Raw genomic sequence first — 20,678 nt, forward strand, 5'->3', positions numbered from 1 at the left:
CGCCTGACACCCGACGTTTCGCCCTTCGCAGCTCACCTCCCCTTGCCCTCCTGGATCTCCACCCTCTCCTGTCTGCTCGAGACCGACGCCCGCGCGGTCCTGGTCACGGTCGCCGCCACACGAGGTTCGGCACCGCGCGCCGCGGGTGCGCACATGGTGGTGACGGCCGCCCAGGTGCAGGGCAGCGTCGGCGGCGGCCGGCTGGAGCAGCGCGCCATCGGGATCGCGCGCGAGCTGCTCGTCGCCGACGCCCCTTCCCCGCGCCTCGAACGTTTCGCCCTCGGCGCCAGCCTCGGCCAGTGCTGCGGCGGCGTCGTGGTGCTGGCCTTCGAGCGCGTCGGCCCGGCACAGCGGGAGTGGGTCGGGCGCGCCGCCACGCTCGCCGCCGCAGGCCGCGCCTGGGGGCGGCGGATCTTCATCGACGGCCCGCACGCCGGCGCGGTCGCGGTGTTCGACCGCGAATCGGTGGGACACACCTGCACCGACCCGGCCCTCTCCGCCCACGCCCGCGACCTCCTCGCCGCCGGCGAGGACACTGCCCTCCTCCTGTTCATGCTCGGCTGCAGGAGCGACGCGAGTCGCGATCGGGCCGACGAGGGGGCGACGGCGCCGGGATCCACCGCGCCCCCGGCCCCGAGCGCCGGATCGCGACTTGCGTCGCTCCTACAGGAAGACCTCGCCGCTCCTCGTAGGAGCGACGCGAGTCGCGATCGGGCCGACGAGGGGGCGACGGCGCCGGGATCCACCGCGACCCCGGCCCCGGGCGCCGGATCGCGACTTGCGTCGCTCCTACAGGAAGACCTCGCCGCTCCTCGTAGGAGCGACGCAAGTCGCGATCGGGCCGACGGATCGGCGACAGCGCCCGGATCCGCCGCGGCGCTCGGGACGGCGATCCTGCTCGATGCGAGCCCGCCGCCGGCGCTGCAGGTGGTGATGTTCGGCGCGGGCCATGTAGGGCGGGCGCTTGCGGAGCTGTTCGGGCGGCTGCCGCTGCGCGTGCGCTGGGTCGACGCGCGCGCGCAGGAATTCCCGCCCGCGCTTGCGCCCAATGTCGAACCGCACTGCACCGACACGCCGACGGCGGAGGTGCGCGCGGCGCCCGCGGGCGCGGTCTTCCTGGTCCTCACCCACAGCCACGCGCTCGACTTCGAGCTGGTCGAAGCCATCCTCGCGCGCGACGACTTCCGCTTTTGCGGCCTGATCGGCTCGCAGACCAAGCGCGCGCGCTTCGCCCACCGCCTGCACGCGCGCGGAATCGAAGAAGCGCGCATCGCACGCCTGCGCTGCCCGGTCGGCCTGCCCGGCCTGCCGGGCAAGGAAGCCGAGGTGATCGCGCTCGCGATCGCCGCCGAAGTGATGCGCCTGCGCCCGCAAGCGCATCCCCCGAGCACGCCGCGCCGGCCCGCAGCGGGCGCACCGGCCACGCAACCCACGGAATCCGGCCACGAGACATGAAGCCCTCCGCCCCACCCTCCCCGCGGCTCTCCGCCGTACGCGGCGAGATCGTCCACTTCCTCGCCGACCCCGCGGCCGACCCGCGCGCGCTCGAGCACTTCGCCGACGGCGTGCTGATCGTGCGCGACGGCCACGTCGCCGAATGCGGCCCCGCCGCCGCGCTGTTGCCCAAGCTGCCCGCCGGCACGCCGCTCGCCGACCACCGCGGCAAGCTGATCCTGCCCGGCTTCGTCGACACCCACGTGCACTACCCGCAGACCGACATCATCGCCAGCCACGGCGAGCAGCTGCTCGAATGGCTGGAGAAATACACCTTCCCCGCCGAGCGCCGCTTCGCCGACCGCGCGCATGCCGCCGAGGTCGCCGGCTTCTTCTGCGACGAGCTGCTGCGCAACGGCACCACCACCGCGGCGGCCTTCGCCACGGTGCACGCGGCCTCGGTGGATGCGCTCTTCGAGGCCGCGCGCGCGCGCCGCATGCGCATGATCACCGGCAAGGTGCTGATGGACCGCAACTGCCCCGACTTCCTGCGCGACACGGCGGAGACCGGCTACGCGGAGTCGAAGGCCTTGATCGAGCGCTGGCACAACCGCGACCGCCTGCTGTACGCCATCACCCCGCGCTTCGCGCCCACCTCCACGCCCGCGCAGATGACGCTCGCCGGTCGCCTCTTCAACGAGCACCCGGGCGTCTTCCTGCAGTCGCACCTCGCCGAGAACCGCGCCGAGGTGGCCTGGGTGGCGCAGCTGTACCCGCAGGCGCGCAGCTACCTCGACGTGTATGCCCGCGCCGGCCAGCTCGGCACGCGCGCGGTGTTCGCGCACTGCATCTGGCTCGACGACGCCGACCGCCGGCACATGGCCGAGACCGGCGCGGCGATCAGCTTCTGCCCCACCTCCAACCTCTTCCTCGGCTCGGGGCTCTTCGACCTGCGGCGCGCGCGCGCGCTCGGCGTGCGCGTGGGACTGGGCACGGACGTGGGGGGCGGCACCAGCTTCTCGATGCTGCAGACCATGAACGAGGCCTACAAGGTGCTGCAGCTCGCCGGCCAGTCGCTGTCGGCGGCGAGCGCTTTCCACCTCGCCACCCTGGGCGGCGCGCACAGCCTCTACCTCGACGACCGCATCGGCAACCTCGCGCCCGGCAAGGAGGCCGACTTCGTCGTCCTCGACCCGCGCGCCACCCCGTTGCTCGAGCGCCGCAGCGCCGCCTGCGCGACGTTGGAAGAGCGCCTCTTCGTGCTGATGATGCTCGGCGACGACCGCGCGGTGGCGGCCACGCACTTGATGGGCGTGCCGGCCTGAGGCCCGCGCGCGGCCGGCCTCAGATCATCTCGAGGAAGTCGCCCCAGGCCTCCATCGGCAGCGGCTTGCCGAACAGGTAGCCCTGGAAGCAGTCGCATCCGTGGTGGCGCAGGAAGTCGCGCTGCTCCGGCATCTCCACTCCTTCGGCCACCACCTCCAGGCCGAGCGCGTGGCTCAGCGACAGGATCGCCAGCACGATCGCCTCGCTGCCCTCGTCCTCGGCCATGTCGCGCACGAAGGACTGGTCGATCTTCAACTGGTCCAAGGGCAGGCGCTTGAGGTAGGACAGCGAGGAGTAGCCGGTGCCGAAGTCGTCGAGCGCGAAGCGGATGCCGAGCGCGCGCAGCTCGTTCATGCGCCGGATGGTCTCGTCCATGTCCGACAGGATGGCGCTCTCGGTGAGTTCCAGCTCCAGGCGGCAGGGGTCGACACCCGCGGCGCGCACGGTGTCCTTCACGCTGGCGACGAAGTCGGGCTGGTGGAACTGGCGCGCGCTGACGTTGACCGCGATCTTGAGGTGGCGGGTGGTCTCGTTCATCTGCCAGCGCGCGAGCTGGGCGCAGGCGCTGCGCAGCACCCACAAGCCGAGACGGACGATGTGGCCGGTGTCCTCGGCGAGCGGGATGAACTCGGCCGGCGACACCATGGCGCCACCGTCGAGCGGCCAGCGCAGCAGGGCCTCGGCGCCGATCACCACGCCGCGCCGGTTGACCTGGGGCTGGAAGAAGAGCCGGAAGGCATTCGCTTCCAGCGCCTCGTGCATGCGGGCCTCGAGACGGGCGTGGGCATCGACCACCGCCTGCATCTCGGGGTTGAAGAAGCGCACGATGTCGCGCCCGTCCTGCTTGGCCCGGTACAAGGCCACCTCGGCCTGCTTGAGCAGGCTCTCGAGCGAGCTCACGCCGTCGTGGAACAGGCTGATGCCGAAGCTCAGCGTCGCGAAGTGGCGGTCGCCCTCCGTGCCACCGAGCGCATAGGGTTGTTGCAGCGCGCGCTGGAGCTTGCGTGCGACGTGCTCGGCGTGGCTCAGCGCATCGGCCTCGGTTTCGCCGATGCGCTCGACGAGCACGGCGAAGTCGTCGTCGCCATGGCGCGCGACCGTGTCCTCCTCGCGCACGCCCGCGCGCAGGCGCGCCGCGACCTCGCACAGCAGGCGGTCTCCGGCGGCGTGACCGAGGGTGTCGTTGAGCTGGCGGAAGCGATCGATGTCGACCAGCATCAGCATGCCGAAGCTCTCGCGGCGCACACCGCTGCGGATGGCCTGGGCGATGCGGTCGTGCAGCAGCGCGCGGTTGGGCAGCCCGGTCAGCGCATCGAAGTAGGCCAGCCGGTGCAGCAGCGCCTCGGATTGCTTGCGCTGCGTGATGTCCTCCTTGACCGCCACGTAGTGGGTGACCGTGCCGCCCGCGTCCTTGATCGGCGCGATCGTCGCCAGCTCGAGATAGGCGGAGCCGTCCTTGCGGACGTTGTGGAACTCGCCGCGCCACACCTCGCCTGCAAGCAAGGTCGCCCACATCTGCTCGTAGGTCGCGCGCGGCGTCAACCCGCCGTTGAGGATGCGCGGGTTGCGTCCGAGCACCTCGTCGCGCGCATAGCCCGTGATGCGCTGGAAGGCCTCGTTCACATACAGGATGCACCCCGCGGTGTCGGTGATGACGATCGACTCCGGGCTCTGCTCGATCACCATAGACAGGCGTTGCAGCTCGCCCTCGCGCCTGCCGATCTCCAACGCCATCTGGTCGATGCCCTCGGAGAGCGCGTCGAGCTCGGCAACGCCGGTGGCCTGCCCGATGCGCGCATCGCGCCGCCCGGCGGCGATCTCGGCAATCGCACCGCGCACCCGCGTCGCCCACACCTCGATCAGCCGGTAGATGTACAAGCGCGCGATCAGCGCGGAGGCCAGCGCGATGGCCGCGACCAGGGCCAGGTACATCAGCAGGCGCTGCCCCACCGCCTCCAGCGAGCGCTCCAGCGGCGCACCGATCGCGAAAAAGCCGCTGCCAGGGGCAAAATCCGGCACGCCGATGCCGTACAGGCGCTGCACGCCATCGATGCCGGCGAGTTCGGCGACGCCGCCTTCTTCGCGCACGACGGCGGCCATGCGCGCGAGCGTCGTCGCGGGGACCTTGTGCGCGCGCCAGCCCTCGGGCGCACGCTCGGGCTGGTGCGCGAGCACCAGGCCGGAATTGCTGATCACGCTCGCCTCCCAACCCTCAGGCAGGCGGAACCCTTCGATCAGGCGATCGAACCACGCCACCGTGATGGTGGCGAAGATCACCGCACGCAGCGTGCCGTCCGCCGCACGCAGCGGGTAGCCGAAAGCCATGCCCGGCGTTCCCGACACCCTGCCGATGACGAACTCCCCGGGGGAAATTTCATCACTGTCGAGAGAAGTGCGGAACCAGGCGCGATCGATCACCGTCACCGGGGCGCTCATCGGCCTCCCGCTGCAGAAGATCTCCCCGTCGGGCAGCGCGGCGCCGATGTTTGCGAAACCGTCCAGCGACTCGAGCAGGCGCCCGGCGATGCCCGAGCATTGCGCGGAATCCAGAGCCTGCAGGTCGTTGGAGCGCGCCATGATCCGCAACACCAACGCGACCGCGCGATGCGCGGCCTGCGCCTCGCGGTTCGCATCCGCCAGGCGCAGCGCGATCTCGGCGCGGGTCTCGGCCACCGCCTGTTCACGGCGCTCGTGGAAGTCGAAAAAGACGAACAGCAGCACCGGAAGTACCGCGATCGCGATCGTCAGCCACAGGCGGAAATTGAGCGAGGTACGGATCATCGGTCGTCCCGCGACGGGCGTCGACGGGGGCTCTCCGGCGCATGGGGGATTGGGACAGTGCGCGAACTCTGCCGCAATTTTGCGGCGCAGTCGCGCCCGGTTACCTGAATCATGCGAACCAGTTCACGAAACGCCCCATTATGGGGCCTGCGAATCCCGAATGCATGCCCGGGCATTTCGGCCGCGCGCGTCCTGCCCCGGCCCGGCGAGCACCGGGCCCGATGGGCGACGGGCGCCGAGCGGCGGTACGCGGGGAACGCCGGCGGATTTCCTGCATACAATGGGGTCTCTCCCCCTGCAGGGCCCGCCCATGGAACTCAAATGGCTGGAAGATTTCCTCAGCCTCGCCGACAGCGGGAGCTTCTCGCGCTCGGCCGAGCAGCGCCACGTCTCGCAGCCCGCCTTCTCGCGCCGGATCCGCGCGCTCGAGGCCTGGCTGGGGGTGGCGCTGGTCGACCGCAGCACCTTCCCGACCCGGCTCACCGAAGCGGGCGAGGCCTTCAAGGGACCGGCGGCGGATCTCATCCACCGCCTGCATGCGGCGCGCGCGCTGGTGCGCGGCCACCAGACGACCGCGGGCGACGCGCTCGTGTTCGCCGTCCCGCACACGCTCGCCTTCGCCTTCTTCCCGACCTGGCTGGGGCGGCTCAAGGCCGAGTTCGGCGAGGTCCCCACCCGGCTGATCGCGGGCAACGTGCATGACGTGGTGACCATGCTGGTGGAAGGCGGCTGCGATCTGCTGCTGTGCTACCACCATCCGACCCACCCGGTGTGGCTCGATCCCGCGCGCTTCGAAGGCATCCAGCTCGCGGTCGAGCGCGTGCGCCCCTACCTGCCGCGCCGGCTCGCGCGCAGCGCGGGCTGGCAGCTGCCCGGTTCGGCCGAGGCGCCCATCCCCTTCCTGCGCTACGGACCCAACACCTACCTGCGCCGCATGGTCGACACCATCCTCGACCGCGCCGCCCATCCGGCCCACCTCGCCCTGCAGTACGAGTCCGACATGGCCGAGAGCCTCAAGGCCATGCTGCTCGCCGGTCACGGCCTCGCCTTCCTGCCCGCGAGCGCGGTCGCGCGCGAGGTGGAACGCGGCGAGGTGGTGGTCGCCGGCGGCCCGGAGTGGAGCCTGGAGATGGAGGTCCGCCTCTACCGCGACCGCGCCAACACCAAGCCCGAGCTGCTGCGCCTGTGGCAGCACCTCGCCGCAAAGCCTCTGTAGGAACCGCTGCAGGAGCGACGCAAGTCGCGATTGCGGCGGCCCGCCCGCGATCAACATCCTGCGGGATCCGACTCGCCGCAATCGCGACTCGCGTCGCTCCTGCGCCAGAACCCGAGCGCCGCGGGTAGCCGAGGCACGCGGCTGCACACCGACTCACCGGCCCCTCCGGCCACCCTATGCGCAAGACGCATGACCCGATGTAGCAACGGCATGCCTTCGGGCCAGGGCAATCCACACAATGCGCGCACCTTCTCACACCACACGAGGCAGACAGATGAGTGCGACACCACAAGACAAGGCGGCCCTCGACCACGTCGGCGGCCTTTCCTACCTGAACCCGGCCGCCCCCGAGCCGTGGGCGAGCTTCGTCGAGCAGATCGAGCGCGTGCGCCCCCATCTCGGCGCGCTCGAACGCTGGATCGAGACCCTCAAGCATCCCAAGCGCGCGCTGATCGTGGATGTGCCGATCGAGCGCGACGACGGCACCGTCGCCCACTACGAGGGCTACCGCGTGCAGCACAACCTGTCGCGTGGCCCGGGCAAGGGCGGCGTGCGCTTCCACCCCGACGTCACCCTCAACGAGGTGATGGCGCTGGCCGGCTGGATGACGATCAAGAACGCCGCGGTCGGGCTCCCCTTCGGCGGCGCCAAGGGCGGCATCCGCGTCGATCCGGCGAGCGTCAGCAAGGGCGAGCTGCAGCGCATCACCCGCCGCTACACCTCCGAGATCGGCATCATCATCGGCCCGGACAAGGACATCCCCGCGCCCGACGTCGGCACCAACGCGATGACGATGGCGATCATGATGGACACCTTCTCGATGAACCGCGGCGGCACCGCCACCGGCGTCGTCACCGGCAAGCCGATCGCGCTCGGCGGCAGCCTGGGCCGCCAGGAAGCCACCGGCCGCGGCGTCTTCATCGCCGCGCGCGAGGCCGCCCGCCACCTGCGCCTGCCGATCGAGGGCGCGCGCGTGGTCGTGCAGGGCTTCGGCAACGTCGGCGGCATCGGCGCGCGCATGTTCCACGACGCCGGCGCGCGCGTGATCGCGATCGCCGACCATACCGCCATCCTGGTGAACGAGGCCGGCATCGACATCCCCGCCGCGCTCGAGCACACCGCCGCGAACGGCGGCCTGAAGGGCTTCGCCGGCGCCGCGCCGATCGACCCCGAGGCGTTCTGGCGCCTCGAGTGCGAGTTTCTCGTCCCTGCCGCGCTCGAAGGCCAGCTCACCGTCGAGCGGGCTGCCGGCGCGCGTGCACGCATCGTCGTCGAGGGCGCCAACGGCCCGACCACCCCGGCCGCGGACGACATCCTCCACGAGCGCGGCATCCTGGTCGTGCCCGACGTGCTCGCCAACGCCGGTGGCGTCACCGTGTCGTACTTCGAATGGGTGCAGGACTTCTCCAGCTTCTTCTGGACCGAGGACGAAATCAACGAGCGCCTCGAGCGCATCATGGTCGCCGCCTTCACCGCGATCTGGAAGGTGGCCCAGGAGAAGCAGGTGTCGCTGCGCACCGCCGCCTTCATCATCGCCTGCGCGCGGGTGCTGGAGGCGCGCGCGGAGCGCGGGCTGTACCCGTAAGGGGCGAGGCGCCGGGCCTTGCGCCGCGGCACCTCCGTCGCAAGCGATTGCAGTGGTGGCGATCCGTCACCGCTGCAATCGCGACTTGCGTCGCTCCCACGGGAGAAGCACGGACCCGCGGCGGTAGACGGAATCGCCGCGGTGACCGGAAAACGCACCGGTCCGGAATCTCCCGTGGGAGCGACGCAAGTCGCGATTCCGACGCCCGGGATGCGGCACCCCGGATGCGACGCCCGTCGGCGGGCCTGCGCCCCTCAAGGCTTCAGCCGATACCCCGTCCTCAACATCCAGGTCGCCACCCCCACGAACACCGCCAGGAACAGCAGCGTCATCGCCAGGCTCACCCCCACCGCCACATCCGCGCTGCCGTAGAAGCTCCAGCGGAAGCCGCTCACCAGGTAAACCACGGGGTTGAACAGCGACACCGTGCGCCACGCCGCCGGCAGCATGTCGATCGAGTAGAAGCTGCCACCGAGGAAGGTCAGCGGGGTGATGATCAGCAGCGGCACGAGTTGCAGCTTCTCGAAGTTGTCCGCCCAGATGCCGAGGATGAAGCCGAGCAGGCTGAAGCTCATCGCGGTGAGCAGCAGGAAGGCGATCATCCACAGCGGATGCTCGATGCGCAGCGGCACGAAGAAGGTGGCGGTGGCGAGGATGATCAGGCTCAGGATCACCGCCTTGGTCGCCGCCGCGCCCACGTAGCTCAGCACGATCTCGAAGTGCGACACCGGCGCCGACAGGATCTCGTAGATCGTGCGCGAGAACTTCGGGAAGAAGATGCCGAAGGAGGCGTTCGACACGCTCTGGGTGAGCAGGTTGAGCATGATCAGGCCGGGCACGATGAAGGCGCCGTAGCTCACGCCCTCGATCTCGGGGATGCGCGCGCCGATCGCCGAGCCGAAGACGACGAAATACAGCGAGGTGGTGATCACCGGCGCCAGCACGCTCTGCAGCAGCGTGCGCTTCGTGCGCGCCACCTCGAACAGGTAGATCGCGCGGACCGCGTGCCAGTTCATCGTGCGCCCTCCCCTGCGGCCTCGGCCCGGTTGCCCCGCTCGTCCGTACCCGGCGCTTCGCGCTCGCTCACCAGGCTGACGAAGATCTCTTCGAGCGAACGCTGGGTGGTGTGCAGGTCGGTGAACATGATCCCCGCGGCGGCGAGGTCCTGCAGCAAGCCTGCGATCGCGCCATCGCCTGCCGGATCGCTGCCCTCGCCCCCTTCCCCGCCTTCGCCCCTGCCGAGCTCGTAGCGATAGACCAGCGTTTTGCCGCCCTTGCCCAGCACCAGCCCGTAGCGCGCGAGCGCGGGCGGGACCTCGGCGAGCGGCGCCGCCAGTTGCAGCGTGAGCTGCTTGCCGCCGAGCTTCGTCATCAGCACGGCCTTGTCCTCGACCAGGATCAGCGCACCCTTGGCGATCACGCCGATGCGGTCGGCCATCTCCTCCGCCTCCTCGATGTAGTGCGTGGTCAGGATCACGGTGACGCCGCTGTCGCGCAAGCGGCGCACGAGCTGCCACATGTCGCGGCGCAGCTCCACGTCCACCCCGGCGGTGGGCTCGTCGAGGAAGAGGATGCGCGGCTCGTGCGAGAGCGCCTTGGCGATCAGCACGCGGCGCTTCATGCCGCCCGAGAGCATCATCAGCCTGGCATCCTTCTTCGCCCACAGCGACAAGTCCTTCAGCAGCTGCTCGATGTAGGCCGGGTCGGGCGGCTTGCCGAACAGGCCGCGCGTGAAGCTCACCGTGTTCCACACCGTCTCGAAGGCGTCGGTGGTGAGTTCCTGCGGCACCAGGCCGACGAGGGCGCGCGCGGCGCGGTAGTCGCGCACGATGTCGTGACCATCCACCCGCACGCTGCCCGAGCTGGCATTGACCAGGCCGCACACGATGCTGATCAGCGTGGTCTTGCCCGCGCCGTTGGGCCCGAGCAGCGCGAAGATCTCGCCGCGGCGGATGTCGAGGTCGACACCCTTCAGCGCGGAGAAGCCGGAGGCGTAGGTCTTGGACAGAGCGGAGATCGAGATGATGGGGTCCATGGGATCGAAGATAACAGATCGACGAGGCGGCCCGCAGGATCGAGCGGCACCGGGCACGATGAGCGGCAGCGGAGTGCCCCAAGGCCGCGATCGCGACTTGCGGCGCTCCAGCATGGGCGGCCCGTCCACCGCCCGGCGGCGGCTGGCGGCCAGCCGTCGGGCGCGCTTCCGCGGCAGGCTCGGCGCGCTTAAACTGCCTCGCACCCCCCAAGATCCTTCCCCGCCGCCAGATCCAGGAGCCGATCCGTCATGCTTCGTCGCTTGAGCCTGCATCGCCTCCCCTGGCTTGTGCTCGCGCTCGCACTCTCCGGCACGGCCTGCGCGACCGAGGTGTTGCGCGTGCTGAGCTGGCCGGGCTATGCCGACGCCGACGTGGTGCAGGCCTTCGAGGCCCGCACCGGCGCCCGGGTCGAAGTCACCCAGGTCGATTCCGACGAAACGCTGTGGCAGAAGCTCAGCACGAACGACGCGACCGACTACGACGTGTTCGCGGTCAATACCGCCGAGCTGCAGCGCTACATCGACCGCGGCGTGGCCGTGGCGATCGATCCGGCCGCGCTGCCCAACCTCGGTGCGCAATTGCCGCGCTTCCGCAACCCGGCAACGCTGCCCGGCACGACTCGCGATGGCAAGCTGTACGCCATCCCCTATGCCTGGGCCGAAATGGGCCTGATCTACGATCGGCGCCAGTTCGACGCGCCACCCCAGTCCATCGCCGCGCTGTGGGACGCCCGCTACCGCGGCAAGGTGCTGGTGTACAACAGCGGCTCGCACAACTTCTCGCTCGCCGCACAGATGCTGGGCAAGGCATCGCCCTTCCGCCTCGACGCCGCCGACTGGGCGCCGGCGGTCGAGCGTCTGGTCGAGTTGCGCCGCAACCTGCTGACCTTCTACGCCCAGCCGGAAGAATCCGCGCATCTGTTCGTCAGCCGCGGCGCGGCGCTGATGTACGCCAATTACGGCACCCAGCAGCTGCAGCTCCTGCGCGCAGCGGGGGCGGACGTGGGCTATGCGATCCCGCGCGAAGGCGCGCTCGCCTGGCTCGACTGCTGGGTGGTGACGCGCGGCGCACGTAACCAGGCGCTCGCGCTGGCGTGGATCGACCACCTGCTCGGCACCGGCCCGGCGCACGTGCTGAGCGCGCGCCACGGCCTCGACAACACCCGCGACCCGGCGCCGCACCAGGCCGAAACCGACCGCCTGGTCTGGCTCGAACCGGTCGAGGACGTCGAACGCCGCAACCTGCTGTGGGAGCGCATCCTCTCCGGCGACCGCGGCGCAAGGGTGCTCGCGCCATGAGATTCGGCATCGCCGCCCGTCTTGGCATCGTACTCGCCCTGTCCGGCATGCTCTCCGCCGGCATCACCGCCTTCCAGGCCCAGCGCGCCAGCGAGACCGTGCTGGTGGACAGCGCGCGTACCGAGCTGCTCACCTCCACCCGGGTGCTCGCGCAGCGCATCACGCAGGTGCGCGAGGACATCTCGCGCACCCTGCTCGCGCTCGCCCGCCACCCGGCCGCGCTCGCGGCGCTGGAGAGCGACGACCCGCAGGCTGCGACGCAGCTCGCGACCCTGCTCGCCCTGCCGATGGCGGCCAACCGCGCCTACTTCCAGCTCCGCCTGATCGGCGCCGCCGACCACGGCCTCGAGCGCGTGCGGATCGACCGCGACGGCGACGCACTGCTGCGCGTGGACGGCGACGCGCTGCAGGAAAAGGGCCACTACCCCTACGTCTTCGACGCCCTCGCGCTGGCAGCGGGCGAGGTTTACATGTCGCGCGTGAGCATCAATCGCGAGCGTGGCTCGCACGCCGCCCTCGGCCGGCCCGCGGTGCAGCTCGCCACCCCGGTCGTCGACGAATCGGGCCGGCCACGCGGGGTGATCGTGGGCAGCATCGACCTCAACGGCGTGTTCGCCCTGCTCGCCGCCGACCTGCCCGCCGACTTCCTGCTCTACCTCGCCAACAGCGCGGGCGACTACCTGATCCACCCCGACCCCGCGCGCACCTTCGGCTTCGACAAGGGACGCCGGGTACGGGTGCAGGACGAGTTCCCCGCCACGCAGGCCGTGATCGACGGCCGCAGCGGCGAGTCGATGATCGACAGCGATGCCGGCGAGCACGCGCAGGCGCCGCTGGTCGCCGCCTTCATCGCCGCGCGGGTGCAGCTGCGCACCGAAGAGGGCGCCTTCATCCTCGGCCTCGCGCGCCCACGCGCCGCCGTGCTCGCCGAGCTCGATCCGCTGCGCGGGATCATGCTGCAGATCGTCATCGGCATGAGCCTCACCGGCATCCTGCTCGCGGCCATCCTCGCCCGCGCGATCACCCATCCGATCGAGGTGCTGGGTGCCGCGGTGCAGAACTTCTACGACAACGACCAGGCCCCGGCGCTGCCGGTCGAGCGTCAGGACGAGATCGGCGCCCTCGCCCGCCGCTTCGCCGAGCTGCGCACCCAGATCGGGCAGCAGTTGGCCGAGCTCGAGCACCGCCGCCGCGAGCTCGAGCACCTCGCCCGCCACGACGCGCTCACCGGGCTGCCCAACCGCGCGCTCTTCGACGACCGCATGGCGGTGGCGCTCGCGTCCGCCCGCCGCGACGACGGCGGGCTGGCCTTGCTGTTCGTCGATATCGATGATTTCAAGCCGATCAACGACCGCCTCGGCCACGTCGTCGGCGACCGCGTGCTCGAAGGCGTGGCGGCACGCATCCGCCAGAGCATCCGCGAGTCCGACACCGCGGCGCGCATCGGCGGCGACGAGTTCGTCGTGCTGCTGCCCGGGATCGCGTCGGCCGAAGACGCCAGAGTGGTCGCGGACAAGATCCGCGCGGCGATCGACCGCCCGTTCATGATCGACGGTGGAGAGCTCGCGGTTTCGGTGAGCATGGGCCTCGCCCACTACCCGCAGGACGGCAGCGACTCCACCACCCTCGCCCGCCACGCCGATGCCGCGATGTACCGCGACAAGGCCGAAGGCAAGGCACGGCGGCACAGCTGAAACCGGCCGCTGGCCGGCATGGAAGTGTCGGAATTTTTTACACCCGGTGCCGAACCTTCAAAAATAGGCGCAGATAATCAATGGCCTGATCGTCGGGCACGGCGAATGCTTCACCCCAAGGGAGGGCAGTACCCGACACTCCGGAGCAAGGAGGCCAGCATGATCGCGCGCATCCTCTGCAGCCTGCTGTTGTGCTGCATCCCGTTCGCCGCGCACGCCGGCGCGGTGTTCCAGGAACGCGGCGACGCCGGTGATTTCGCCTCGCCGCAGGACGTGGTCGGAACCTCCATCGAACGCATCCAGGGCAGCATCGGCGGCGACGACAGCATCGACGTGTTCCGCTTCCACTTCGCCGGCGGCCCGCTTGCGATCCTCGCCCGCCTCGACGGCTTCGACGACGAAGCCCTGCCGATCCGCCTGGTGCGAGAGAGCGGCCTGCCCGACGAGGCCTGCTTTGTGGGCAGCGCCGAGTATCCGCCCAACCCGTGCATCTCCGAGGGCTGGCTGGACTTCTCCGTCGACATGCTGGCGCCGGGCAACTACCTGCTGGGTGTTTGTGCGTCCGCACAAGGCTGCGTGGCGGACGATCCGCCCTTCACGATCGGCTTCGTGACCCACCCCGATGCGAGCGCACCGGCGGCCACCGTCGGCAGGCCCGTGCCGGAGCCCGGCGTGCTCGCGCTCCTCGGCCTCGCCTTGCTGGGCCTGTGGGGACTGCGCATGGCGATCGCCGCACCGCCCAAGGGACCGCCCCCTTCCGGCGGGTAAAGACCGGTTTCGTCCGGCCGATCGCGCCTGCCGGCGCGCCTACAGAGGGCGTGCGCGGACGACGTCGGCGGCGCGGGCGAAGTTGCCGGCGCCGAGGTGGTGGAGCGTATGCAGTTCGGCGTTGTCGGCGCGCAGGTCCCAACGCCCGGACGAGAACACCCGCGCGTCGGCGGCCGCGGCCACGACCTCGGCGAAGCAGGTGTCGTAGGCGTCCTCGGTGTGGCGCTCGGGGATCAGGCGGCACTCCATCCACGCCGCGCAGCCGGCCTCGATCAGCGGCACGCCCAGCACGGGCCCCGCGAGCGCCGCGATGCCGAAGCGCGCGAACTTGTCGCCCTCGCGGCCACTGCAACTGCCCACCGCAAACGTCAGGTCGGCGAGCGCCGCGCCCGGGATGCACACTCCGAAACAGCCACTGGCGGCGATCAGTTCGCGGGTGAAGGTGCGCTTGTCGATCACGATGGCGATGCGCGGCGGAGAGAACTCGACCGGCATCGACCACGCCGCCGCCATCACGTTGCGCCGACCCCCCTGGGCGCTGGTGACGAGCACCGTGGGTCCGTGGTTGAGGAGCCGGCTGGCGTGTTCGAGGGCGACGGGGGCGAAGGTGGGGGTCATGGTGGCTTCCGCGGAGGATCGAAGAGGCCGCCATTTTCCATGAATCGCGGACCGCGCCGTGCGTGTCCCGCTCGCATGCCGGGCGGATTTGCGTCGCCCGTCGTGACATAGTGCAGTGACCTGTCTGCTGCTGTCCGGATAATTGCGGCTTGTTCCCTGTCCGATTGCTCCCCATGTCCGATTCCGCGCGCCGCTTCCTCGTCCCGCACCGGGCGCCGACGCGCAGCACGCGTGCGCAGGGGGTCCGATGAGCGCCCCGCGCGGCGGCGTCTTCGAGCGTCCGCTGGTCCAGGCGGCGGTGGCGGTGCTGCTGGTGTTCGGGCTGCTCGCCGCCTTCCTGCTGTTCTCCCACCGCTCGGCCGAGACGATCACCACCACCGCCTCGCGCAACGAGGTGCGCGTGCTGGCCACGCAGATCGAGGGCGCGCTGCGCCGCATCGAGATGAGCATCGGGTTCATGCGCGACAAGTACATCCGCATCGGCCTGCACGAGAACGCGGGCACCCCCGCGTGGGAGGCCTCGCTGGTGCAGCTGCAGCTGGAGTTGCAGCATCTGGCGCGCGGCTTTCCGGAAGCCGTCGCCATCCTGGTGACCGACGCGCAGGGCAAGATCCTGGCCAGCACCCTCGACACGCCGCCGCAATGGGACATCGGCGACCGCGAATATTTCCGCCACGCCCGCGAACACCGCCAGGACGCGCTCGCTTTCTCCGAGCCCGTGATCTACAAGGCCGGCCCGCGCGAGGTCGTGGTGGCCTACGAAGCGATCCGCAACCCGGCGGGCGATTTCGTCGGCGTGGTCGCGGTCGCGCTCGACCTGCAGCGCCTGCAGGACCTGCTGCTCGGGGTGGACGCCGGTCGCCAGGGCATGGTCAGCATCCGGCGCAGCGACGACGGCCGCCTGGTGCTGCGCTTGCCGGACCACGGCGCCAGCCGGGTCGCCGACATCACCAGCACCGAGCCTTTCCTGGCCATCCGCCGCGGCGAGACGTCCGGCAGCGCGCGCTACGTCGGCATCGCGGACGAAGTCGAGCGCAGCTTCGCCTTCCAGGCGCTGCGCGACTACCCCTTCTACGTGGTGATCGGCCGCGCGATCTCCGAGCAATTCGCGCCCTGGCGGCAGACCGCGACCGTCGCCACGATCATCGCCTTGGCCACCCTGGGCCTGCTGCTGGCGCTGCAGGCTGCCCTGCACCGCAGCCGCCGCCAGCTCGCGCGCAGCAAGCGCAGCTTCGACGCCCTCATCGACAGCCGCCGGGAGGCGACCTGCGCCTGGCGGCCCGATACCACGCTGCTGACCTGCAACGAGCGCTACGCCGAACTGCTCGGCACCGAGGCCGCGTCCCTGCCGGGCACGCGCTGGATCGACAACGTGCCGGAGGCGAAGCGCGCGGAGGTCCACGCCGCCATCGCGCGGATGCTGCAGGGCGCCGGCACGCTCACCACCGATCGCCGCCTCCGCCAGGCCGACGGCCGCACGCGCTGGCTGCGCTGGCTCGACCTGCCGGTGCTCGACGAGGAGGGGCGCTGCGTCGAAGTGCACTCGATCGGCCAGGACATCACCGCGCAGAAGGAGGTCGAGCTGCGCCTGCGCCAGCTCGCACTGGCCGTGGAGCAGAGCCCGAACACGATCGTGATCACCGACACCGATGGTCGCATCGAGTATGTCAACGAGGCCTTCGTGCGCACCACCGGCTACACCGCCGCAGAGGCGATCGGCCAGAACCCGCGCCTGCTCAACGCCGGCAAGACCTCCGCCGCCACCTATGCCGACCTGTGGGCCACGCTCGGCCGCGGCGAGGTGTGGCGCGGCGAGTTCATCAACACCCGCAAGGACGGCGGCACCTACACCGAGCTCGCCACGATCGCGCCGATCAAGCAGGCCGACGGCAGCGTCAGCCACTATGTGGCGATCAAGGAGGACATCACCGGGCGCCGCGAGGCCGAGGCGCGCATCCGCCAGCTCGCCTACTACGACACCCTCACCGGCCTGCCCAACCGCAGCCTGATGTGGGACCGCCTGCGCCACGCCATCGCGGCGAGCGCGCGCAGCGGCGCGAGCGGCATGCTGATGCTGCTCGACATCGACCACTTCAAGCTGCTCAACGACACCCAGGGCCACGAGGTGGGCGATGCCCTGCTGCGCGAGGTGGCGCAGCGCCTGCGCGGCGCGCTGCGCGAGGAGGACACGGTGGCGCGGGTGGGCGACGACGACTTCGCGATCGTGGTCGAGAACCTGGGCGCGGACCGCGACGAAGCGATCGGCCGCGCCGAGAAGATCGCCGAGCACCTGCACCGCTGCGTGACCGCGCCCTGCGAGCTCGGCCTCGCGAGCGGCCCCTACCACGTCGGCGCGAGCCTGGGCCTGACCCTGTTCCGCGGCCGCAACGCGGCGGCCGACGCGGTGCTCAAGCAGGCCGAGGTGGCGGTGGCGCGCGCCAAGGACGACGGCCGCAACCTGATCCGCTTCTTCAGCGAGGCGATGCAGGCGGTGGTGGCCGCGCGCGCCGAGCTGGAGCTGAAGCTGCGCGCGGCGCTGGCCTGCAACGGCTTCCGCCTGTACTACCAGCCGCAGCTCGACCGCAACGGCCGCGTGATCGGCGCCGAGGCGCTGATCCGCTGCTTCGACGCCGAGGGCGAGATGATCTCGCCCGCCGCCTTCATCCCGCTCGCCGAGGAGACCGGCCTCATCGTGCCGATCGGCGAGTGGGTGCTGGAGACCGCCTGTGCGCAACTGCGTGCATGGCAGCGCACGCCCTCCACGGCCGGGCTGAGCCTGTCGATCAACGTCAGCGCGCGCCAGTTCCACCAGCCCGACTTCGTCGGCAAGGTGGCGGCGGCGATCGAGCGCCACCGCATCCGCCCCGGCGGCCTCGAGATCGAGCTCACCGAGAGCGTGGTGATCGGCGACATCGAGACCACGGTGCTGCGCATGCGCCAGATCAAGGCCCTGGGGGTGAGGTTCGCACTCGACGACTTCGGCACCGGCTATTCCTCGCTGTCCTATCTCAAGCGCCTGCCCTTCGACCAGCTCAAGATCGACCAGATGTTCGTGCGCGACATGGAGAAGGACACCAGCAGCGAGGCGATCGTGCGCGCGATCCTCGCGCTCAGCCGCTCGCTCGACCTGAAGGTGGTGGCCGAGGGTGTCGAGACCGCCGCCCAGCACGAGCTGCTGCTGACGCGCGGCTGCGAGCTGTTCCAGGGCTATCTGTTCGGCCGGCCGGTTCCGATCGAGGACTGGAAGGCAGGCTGAGATGGCGTACGTCCACCCGACCCACGCCCGCGCCGCGCCGCGCAGCCTCGGCGTGCTCGGCGTCGGCCTCGCCGGCGTGCTCGCGCTGTGGTGGCTGCCCACGCGCTGGGCCGCCGGGCTGGCGCACTACCTGCCGCTGCACCTGGCGCTGGAGACCGCCTCGATCGTCGCCGCCGTGCTGGTGTTCGCGGTCGCATGGCTGACGCCCGAGCGCAGCGCGGCGGCCAACACGCGCATCCTGGGGTGCTGCTTCCTCGGTGTGGCGGTGCTGGATTTCACCCACATGCTGTCCTACCTCGGCATGCCGGACTTCATCACGCCGAGCAGCCCCGAGAAGGCGATCGATTTCTGGATCGCCGCGCGCCTGCTGGCTGCGCTCGGCATGCTGACGGCGGTGCTGCTGCCGTGGCGGGTGCGCCCCGGCCTGTCTCCCGGCCTGCTGCTGCTCGCGGTGGGCGCCTACGTGGGCCTGGCGCACGCGCTCTGCCTGGCGCACGCGCTCTTCCTGCCGCGGCCCGAGTGGGCGCCGCGCACCTTCATCCCGGGCCAGGGGCTGACGGGGCTGAAGATCGGCATCGAGATCGGCCTGGTGCTGCTGTTCGCCGCATCCGCCGCCTTGCTGCTGCGCCGCATGCGCGCGCCCTGCGGCTTCGACGCCCCCGCCCTGTTCGGTGCGGCCGGGCTGATGGCGCTGAGCGAGCTCTTCTTCACGATGTACGCGCAGGTCACCGACCTGTACAACCTCGCCGGCCATCTCTACAAGATCGCCGCGCACGCCCTCCTCTTCCGCGCGCTGGTGGTGGACGGCATCCGCCGCCCCTATGCCGCGCTCGAACGCTCGCGGCACGAACTCGCGGACAACTCCGCGCGCCTCGCCGACGAACGCCAGCGCCTGGAGTCCATCCTCGCGGGCACGCGCGCCGGCACCTGGGAATGGAACGTGCAGACCGGGGCGACGATCTTCAACGCGCGCTGGGCGGAGATGCTCGGCTATCGCCTCGACGAGCTCGAACCGCTGTCGATCGACACCTGGCGGCGCTTCGCCCACCCGGACGACCTCGCCGACTCGGATGCCGCGGTGCGCCGTCACCTGCGCGGCGAGACGCCGTATTACGAGCACGAGACCCGCATGCGCCACCGCGCCGGGCACTGGATCCACGTGCAGGATCGCGGCGTGCTGCGCACCCACACCGCCGACGGCGCGCCGGAGTGGATGTTCGGCACGCATATCGACATCACCGACCGCTACCGCGCCGAGCAGGAGCGCGCCGGGGCGCTGAAGCGCCTGCGTCAGCTCTCGGAGAGCGTGCCCGGCGTGCTCTTCGAGTGTCGCGTGGAAGACGACGGCAAGGTGAGCTTCCCCTACGTCGGCCGCCAGATCGAGGCGCTGATCGGCTGCCGCGCAGAAGAGGTGGAGCATGACGCCGCAGCCTTCTACGCCCGCCTGCATCCCGACGACGGCGCACGGGTGCGGGACGAGATCCGCCATGCGCGCCACGGCATGCACGACTGGAACGCCTCCTTCCGCGTGGTGCACCCGCTGTACGGCGAACGCCGGATGCGCGGCGAGGCGCGCTGCCAGCCGCGGACCGACGGCGTCGGCGAGTGGTTCGGCTATCTCCGGGACGAGACCGGGACGCACCGCGACCAGGAGCGCCTGCGCCTGGGCGCACGCGTCTTCGACGCCAGCGAGGAGGGCATCCTGGTCACCGACGCCGCGGTGCGCATCGTGGATATGAATCCGGCGATGGAGGCGCTCAGCGGGCATGCCAAGGCGTCCCTGCTCGGGCGCAACCCGCGCGAGCTCGGCTCGGGCCGACACGACGCGGCCTTCTTCGCCGAGATGTACGCCAGCCTGGCGCGCGACGGGCGCTGGCAGGGCGAGATCTGGAACCGCCATTCATCGGGCGAGATCTACGTGGTGAAGGCGTCGATGTCCACCGTGCTCGACGAGTCCGGCCGCATCGAGCATTACGTCGGCGTGTTCACCGACATCAGCACGCTGATGGCGCAGCGCGACCACTTCAGCTCGCTCGCCAACTTCGACGCCCTCACCGGCCTGCCCAACCGCCGCCTGCTCGACGACCGCCTGCAGCAAGCGGTGGGCAATGCGCGCCGCGGCAAGCCGCTGGTCGTGTGCATGCTCGACCTCGACGGCTTCAAGCCGGTCAACGACAGCGTCGGCCACGCCGAGGGCGACCGCCTGCTGGTCGAGCTCGCGCAGCGCATGCAGCACATCCTGCGCGCGGGCGAGACCTTGGCCCGCCTCGGCGGCGACGAGTTCGTCCTGCTGCTGGTAGACGGCGACTTCCGCCCGGCACTCGAGCGCGTGCTCGAGGTGACGCGCGCGCCGGTGGCGCTCTCCGGCGGGCGCTTCGCCCGCGTCACCGCGAGCATCGGCGCGAGCGCGTACCGGCACGGCGTCGAGGATGGCGCACAGCTGCTGCGCGAGGCCGACCAGGCGCTCTACCGCGCCAAGCGCGCCGGGCGCAACCGCTGGGTGATGTTCGCGCCGGAAGCTGCAGCCGGGGTGGAGACCCCGCCGGCCTAGGAGTCTGCGCGGCAGAAGCCAAGCGTCGGTGAGTTAAGTCCTCGCGGGCGTTTCGGGGCCGGTAGACTGTCGAGATGACGAGCTATCTGTCCTATTGCCCGCAGCAGCAGATGCT

Annotated in this window: 13 protein-coding genes; 9 read left to right on the forward strand and 4 right to left on the reverse strand. The window is 70.8% G+C overall.

The window, feature by feature from the left end:
• The first annotated feature begins 42 nt into the window (after positions 1 to 42).
• Both xdhC and guaD read left to right on the forward strand, forming a co-directional pair.
• Entirely contained in the window at positions 43 to 1,455 is a 1,413-nt protein-coding gene (xdhC, locus tag PO78_RS23155) for a xanthine dehydrogenase accessory protein XdhC (RefSeq protein ID WP_082047705.1), read from the forward strand.
• A complete protein-coding gene (gene guaD / locus PO78_RS07425; RefSeq protein ID WP_043742938.1) occupies positions 1,452 to 2,759 on the forward strand; it encodes a guanine deaminase in 1,308 nt (435 codons plus the stop codon). Before xdhC ends, guaD begins: the two co-directional genes overlap by 4 nt.
• A gap of 19 nt (positions 2,760 to 2,778) precedes the next feature.
• On the opposite strand, the gene PO78_RS07430 is transcribed toward guaD, so the two are convergent.
• A complete protein-coding gene (locus tag PO78_RS07430) occupies positions 2,779 to 5,541 on the reverse strand; it encodes a bifunctional diguanylate cyclase/phosphodiesterase (protein WP_043742940.1) in 2,763 nt (920 codons plus the stop codon).
• Between the two features lie 310 nt (positions 5,542 to 5,851).
• On the opposite strand from PO78_RS07430, the gene PO78_RS07435 reads away from it, so the two are divergent.
• Complete coding sequence (locus PO78_RS07435; RefSeq protein ID WP_004309117.1) at positions 5,852 to 6,757, forward strand: LysR family transcriptional regulator; 906 nt, start codon at positions 5,852 to 5,854, stop codon at positions 6,755 to 6,757.
• A gap of 274 nt (positions 6,758 to 7,031) precedes the next feature.
• Positions 7,032 to 8,342: a Glu/Leu/Phe/Val family dehydrogenase gene (locus PO78_RS07440; protein WP_043742941.1), complete on the forward strand. Its 1,311-nt coding sequence runs from the start codon at positions 7,032 to 7,034 to the stop codon at positions 8,340 to 8,342.
• Between the two features lie 254 nt (positions 8,343 to 8,596).
• Here the strand turns inward: PO78_RS07440 and PO78_RS07445 are convergent, their stop codons facing one another.
• Positions 8,597 to 9,358, reverse strand: coding sequence for an ABC transporter permease (locus PO78_RS07445; RefSeq protein ID WP_043742942.1), 762 nt, complete (start codon positions 9,356 to 9,358; stop codon positions 8,597 to 8,599).
• Positions 9,355 to 10,377: an ABC transporter ATP-binding protein gene (locus PO78_RS07450; RefSeq protein ID WP_012584971.1), complete on the reverse strand. Its 1,023-nt coding sequence runs from the start codon at positions 10,375 to 10,377 to the stop codon at positions 9,355 to 9,357. Before PO78_RS07450 ends, PO78_RS07445 begins: the two co-directional genes overlap by 4 nt.
• A gap of 249 nt (positions 10,378 to 10,626) precedes the next feature.
• Between PO78_RS07450 and PO78_RS07455 the strand changes: the two genes are divergently transcribed.
• From PO78_RS07455 to PO78_RS07465, 3 genes are all read left to right on the forward strand, one after another.
• Positions 10,627 to 11,676 (forward strand): ABC transporter substrate-binding protein, encoded by a 1,050-nt coding sequence (locus PO78_RS07455; protein ID WP_004309123.1) that lies wholly within the window; start codon positions 10,627 to 10,629, stop codon positions 11,674 to 11,676.
• Entirely contained in the window at positions 11,673 to 13,370 is a 1,698-nt protein-coding gene (locus tag PO78_RS07460) for a diguanylate cyclase domain-containing protein (RefSeq protein ID WP_043742944.1), read from the forward strand. The genes PO78_RS07455 and PO78_RS07460 overlap by 4 nt, the downstream gene beginning before the upstream one ends.
• Before the next feature lie 159 nt (positions 13,371 to 13,529).
• Positions 13,530 to 14,138: a PEP-CTERM sorting domain-containing protein gene (locus PO78_RS07465; RefSeq protein WP_043742945.1), complete on the forward strand. Its 609-nt coding sequence runs from the start codon at positions 13,530 to 13,532 to the stop codon at positions 14,136 to 14,138.
• Positions 14,139 to 14,177: 39 nt separating this feature from the next.
• Here PO78_RS07465 and PO78_RS07470 read toward each other — a convergent pair whose 3' ends face one another.
• On the reverse strand, positions 14,178 to 14,756 hold the full coding sequence (locus PO78_RS07470) for a flavin reductase family protein (protein WP_004309126.1): 579 nt from the start codon (positions 14,754 to 14,756) through the stop codon (positions 14,178 to 14,180).
• A gap of 247 nt (positions 14,757 to 15,003) precedes the next feature.
• Here PO78_RS07470 and PO78_RS07475 point away from each other — a divergent pair, with 247 nt between their 5' ends.
• Together PO78_RS07475 and PO78_RS07480 are read left to right on the forward strand one after the other, a co-directional pair.
• Positions 15,004 to 18,012, forward strand: a complete 3,009-nt coding sequence (locus PO78_RS07475; protein ID WP_012584970.1) for a bifunctional diguanylate cyclase/phosphodiesterase — start codon at positions 15,004 to 15,006, stop codon at positions 18,010 to 18,012.
• A gap of 1 nt (position 18,013) precedes the next feature.
• A complete protein-coding gene (locus PO78_RS07480) occupies positions 18,014 to 20,563 on the forward strand; it encodes an MASE3 domain-containing protein (protein ID WP_043742947.1) in 2,550 nt (849 codons plus the stop codon).
• The last annotated feature ends 115 nt before the right edge of the window (positions 20,564 to 20,678 follow it).

The sequence above is a fragment of the Thauera sp. SWB20 genome (assembly GCF_000831325.1).
Taxonomy (GTDB): domain Bacteria; phylum Pseudomonadota; class Gammaproteobacteria; order Burkholderiales; family Rhodocyclaceae; genus Thauera; species Thauera aminoaromatica.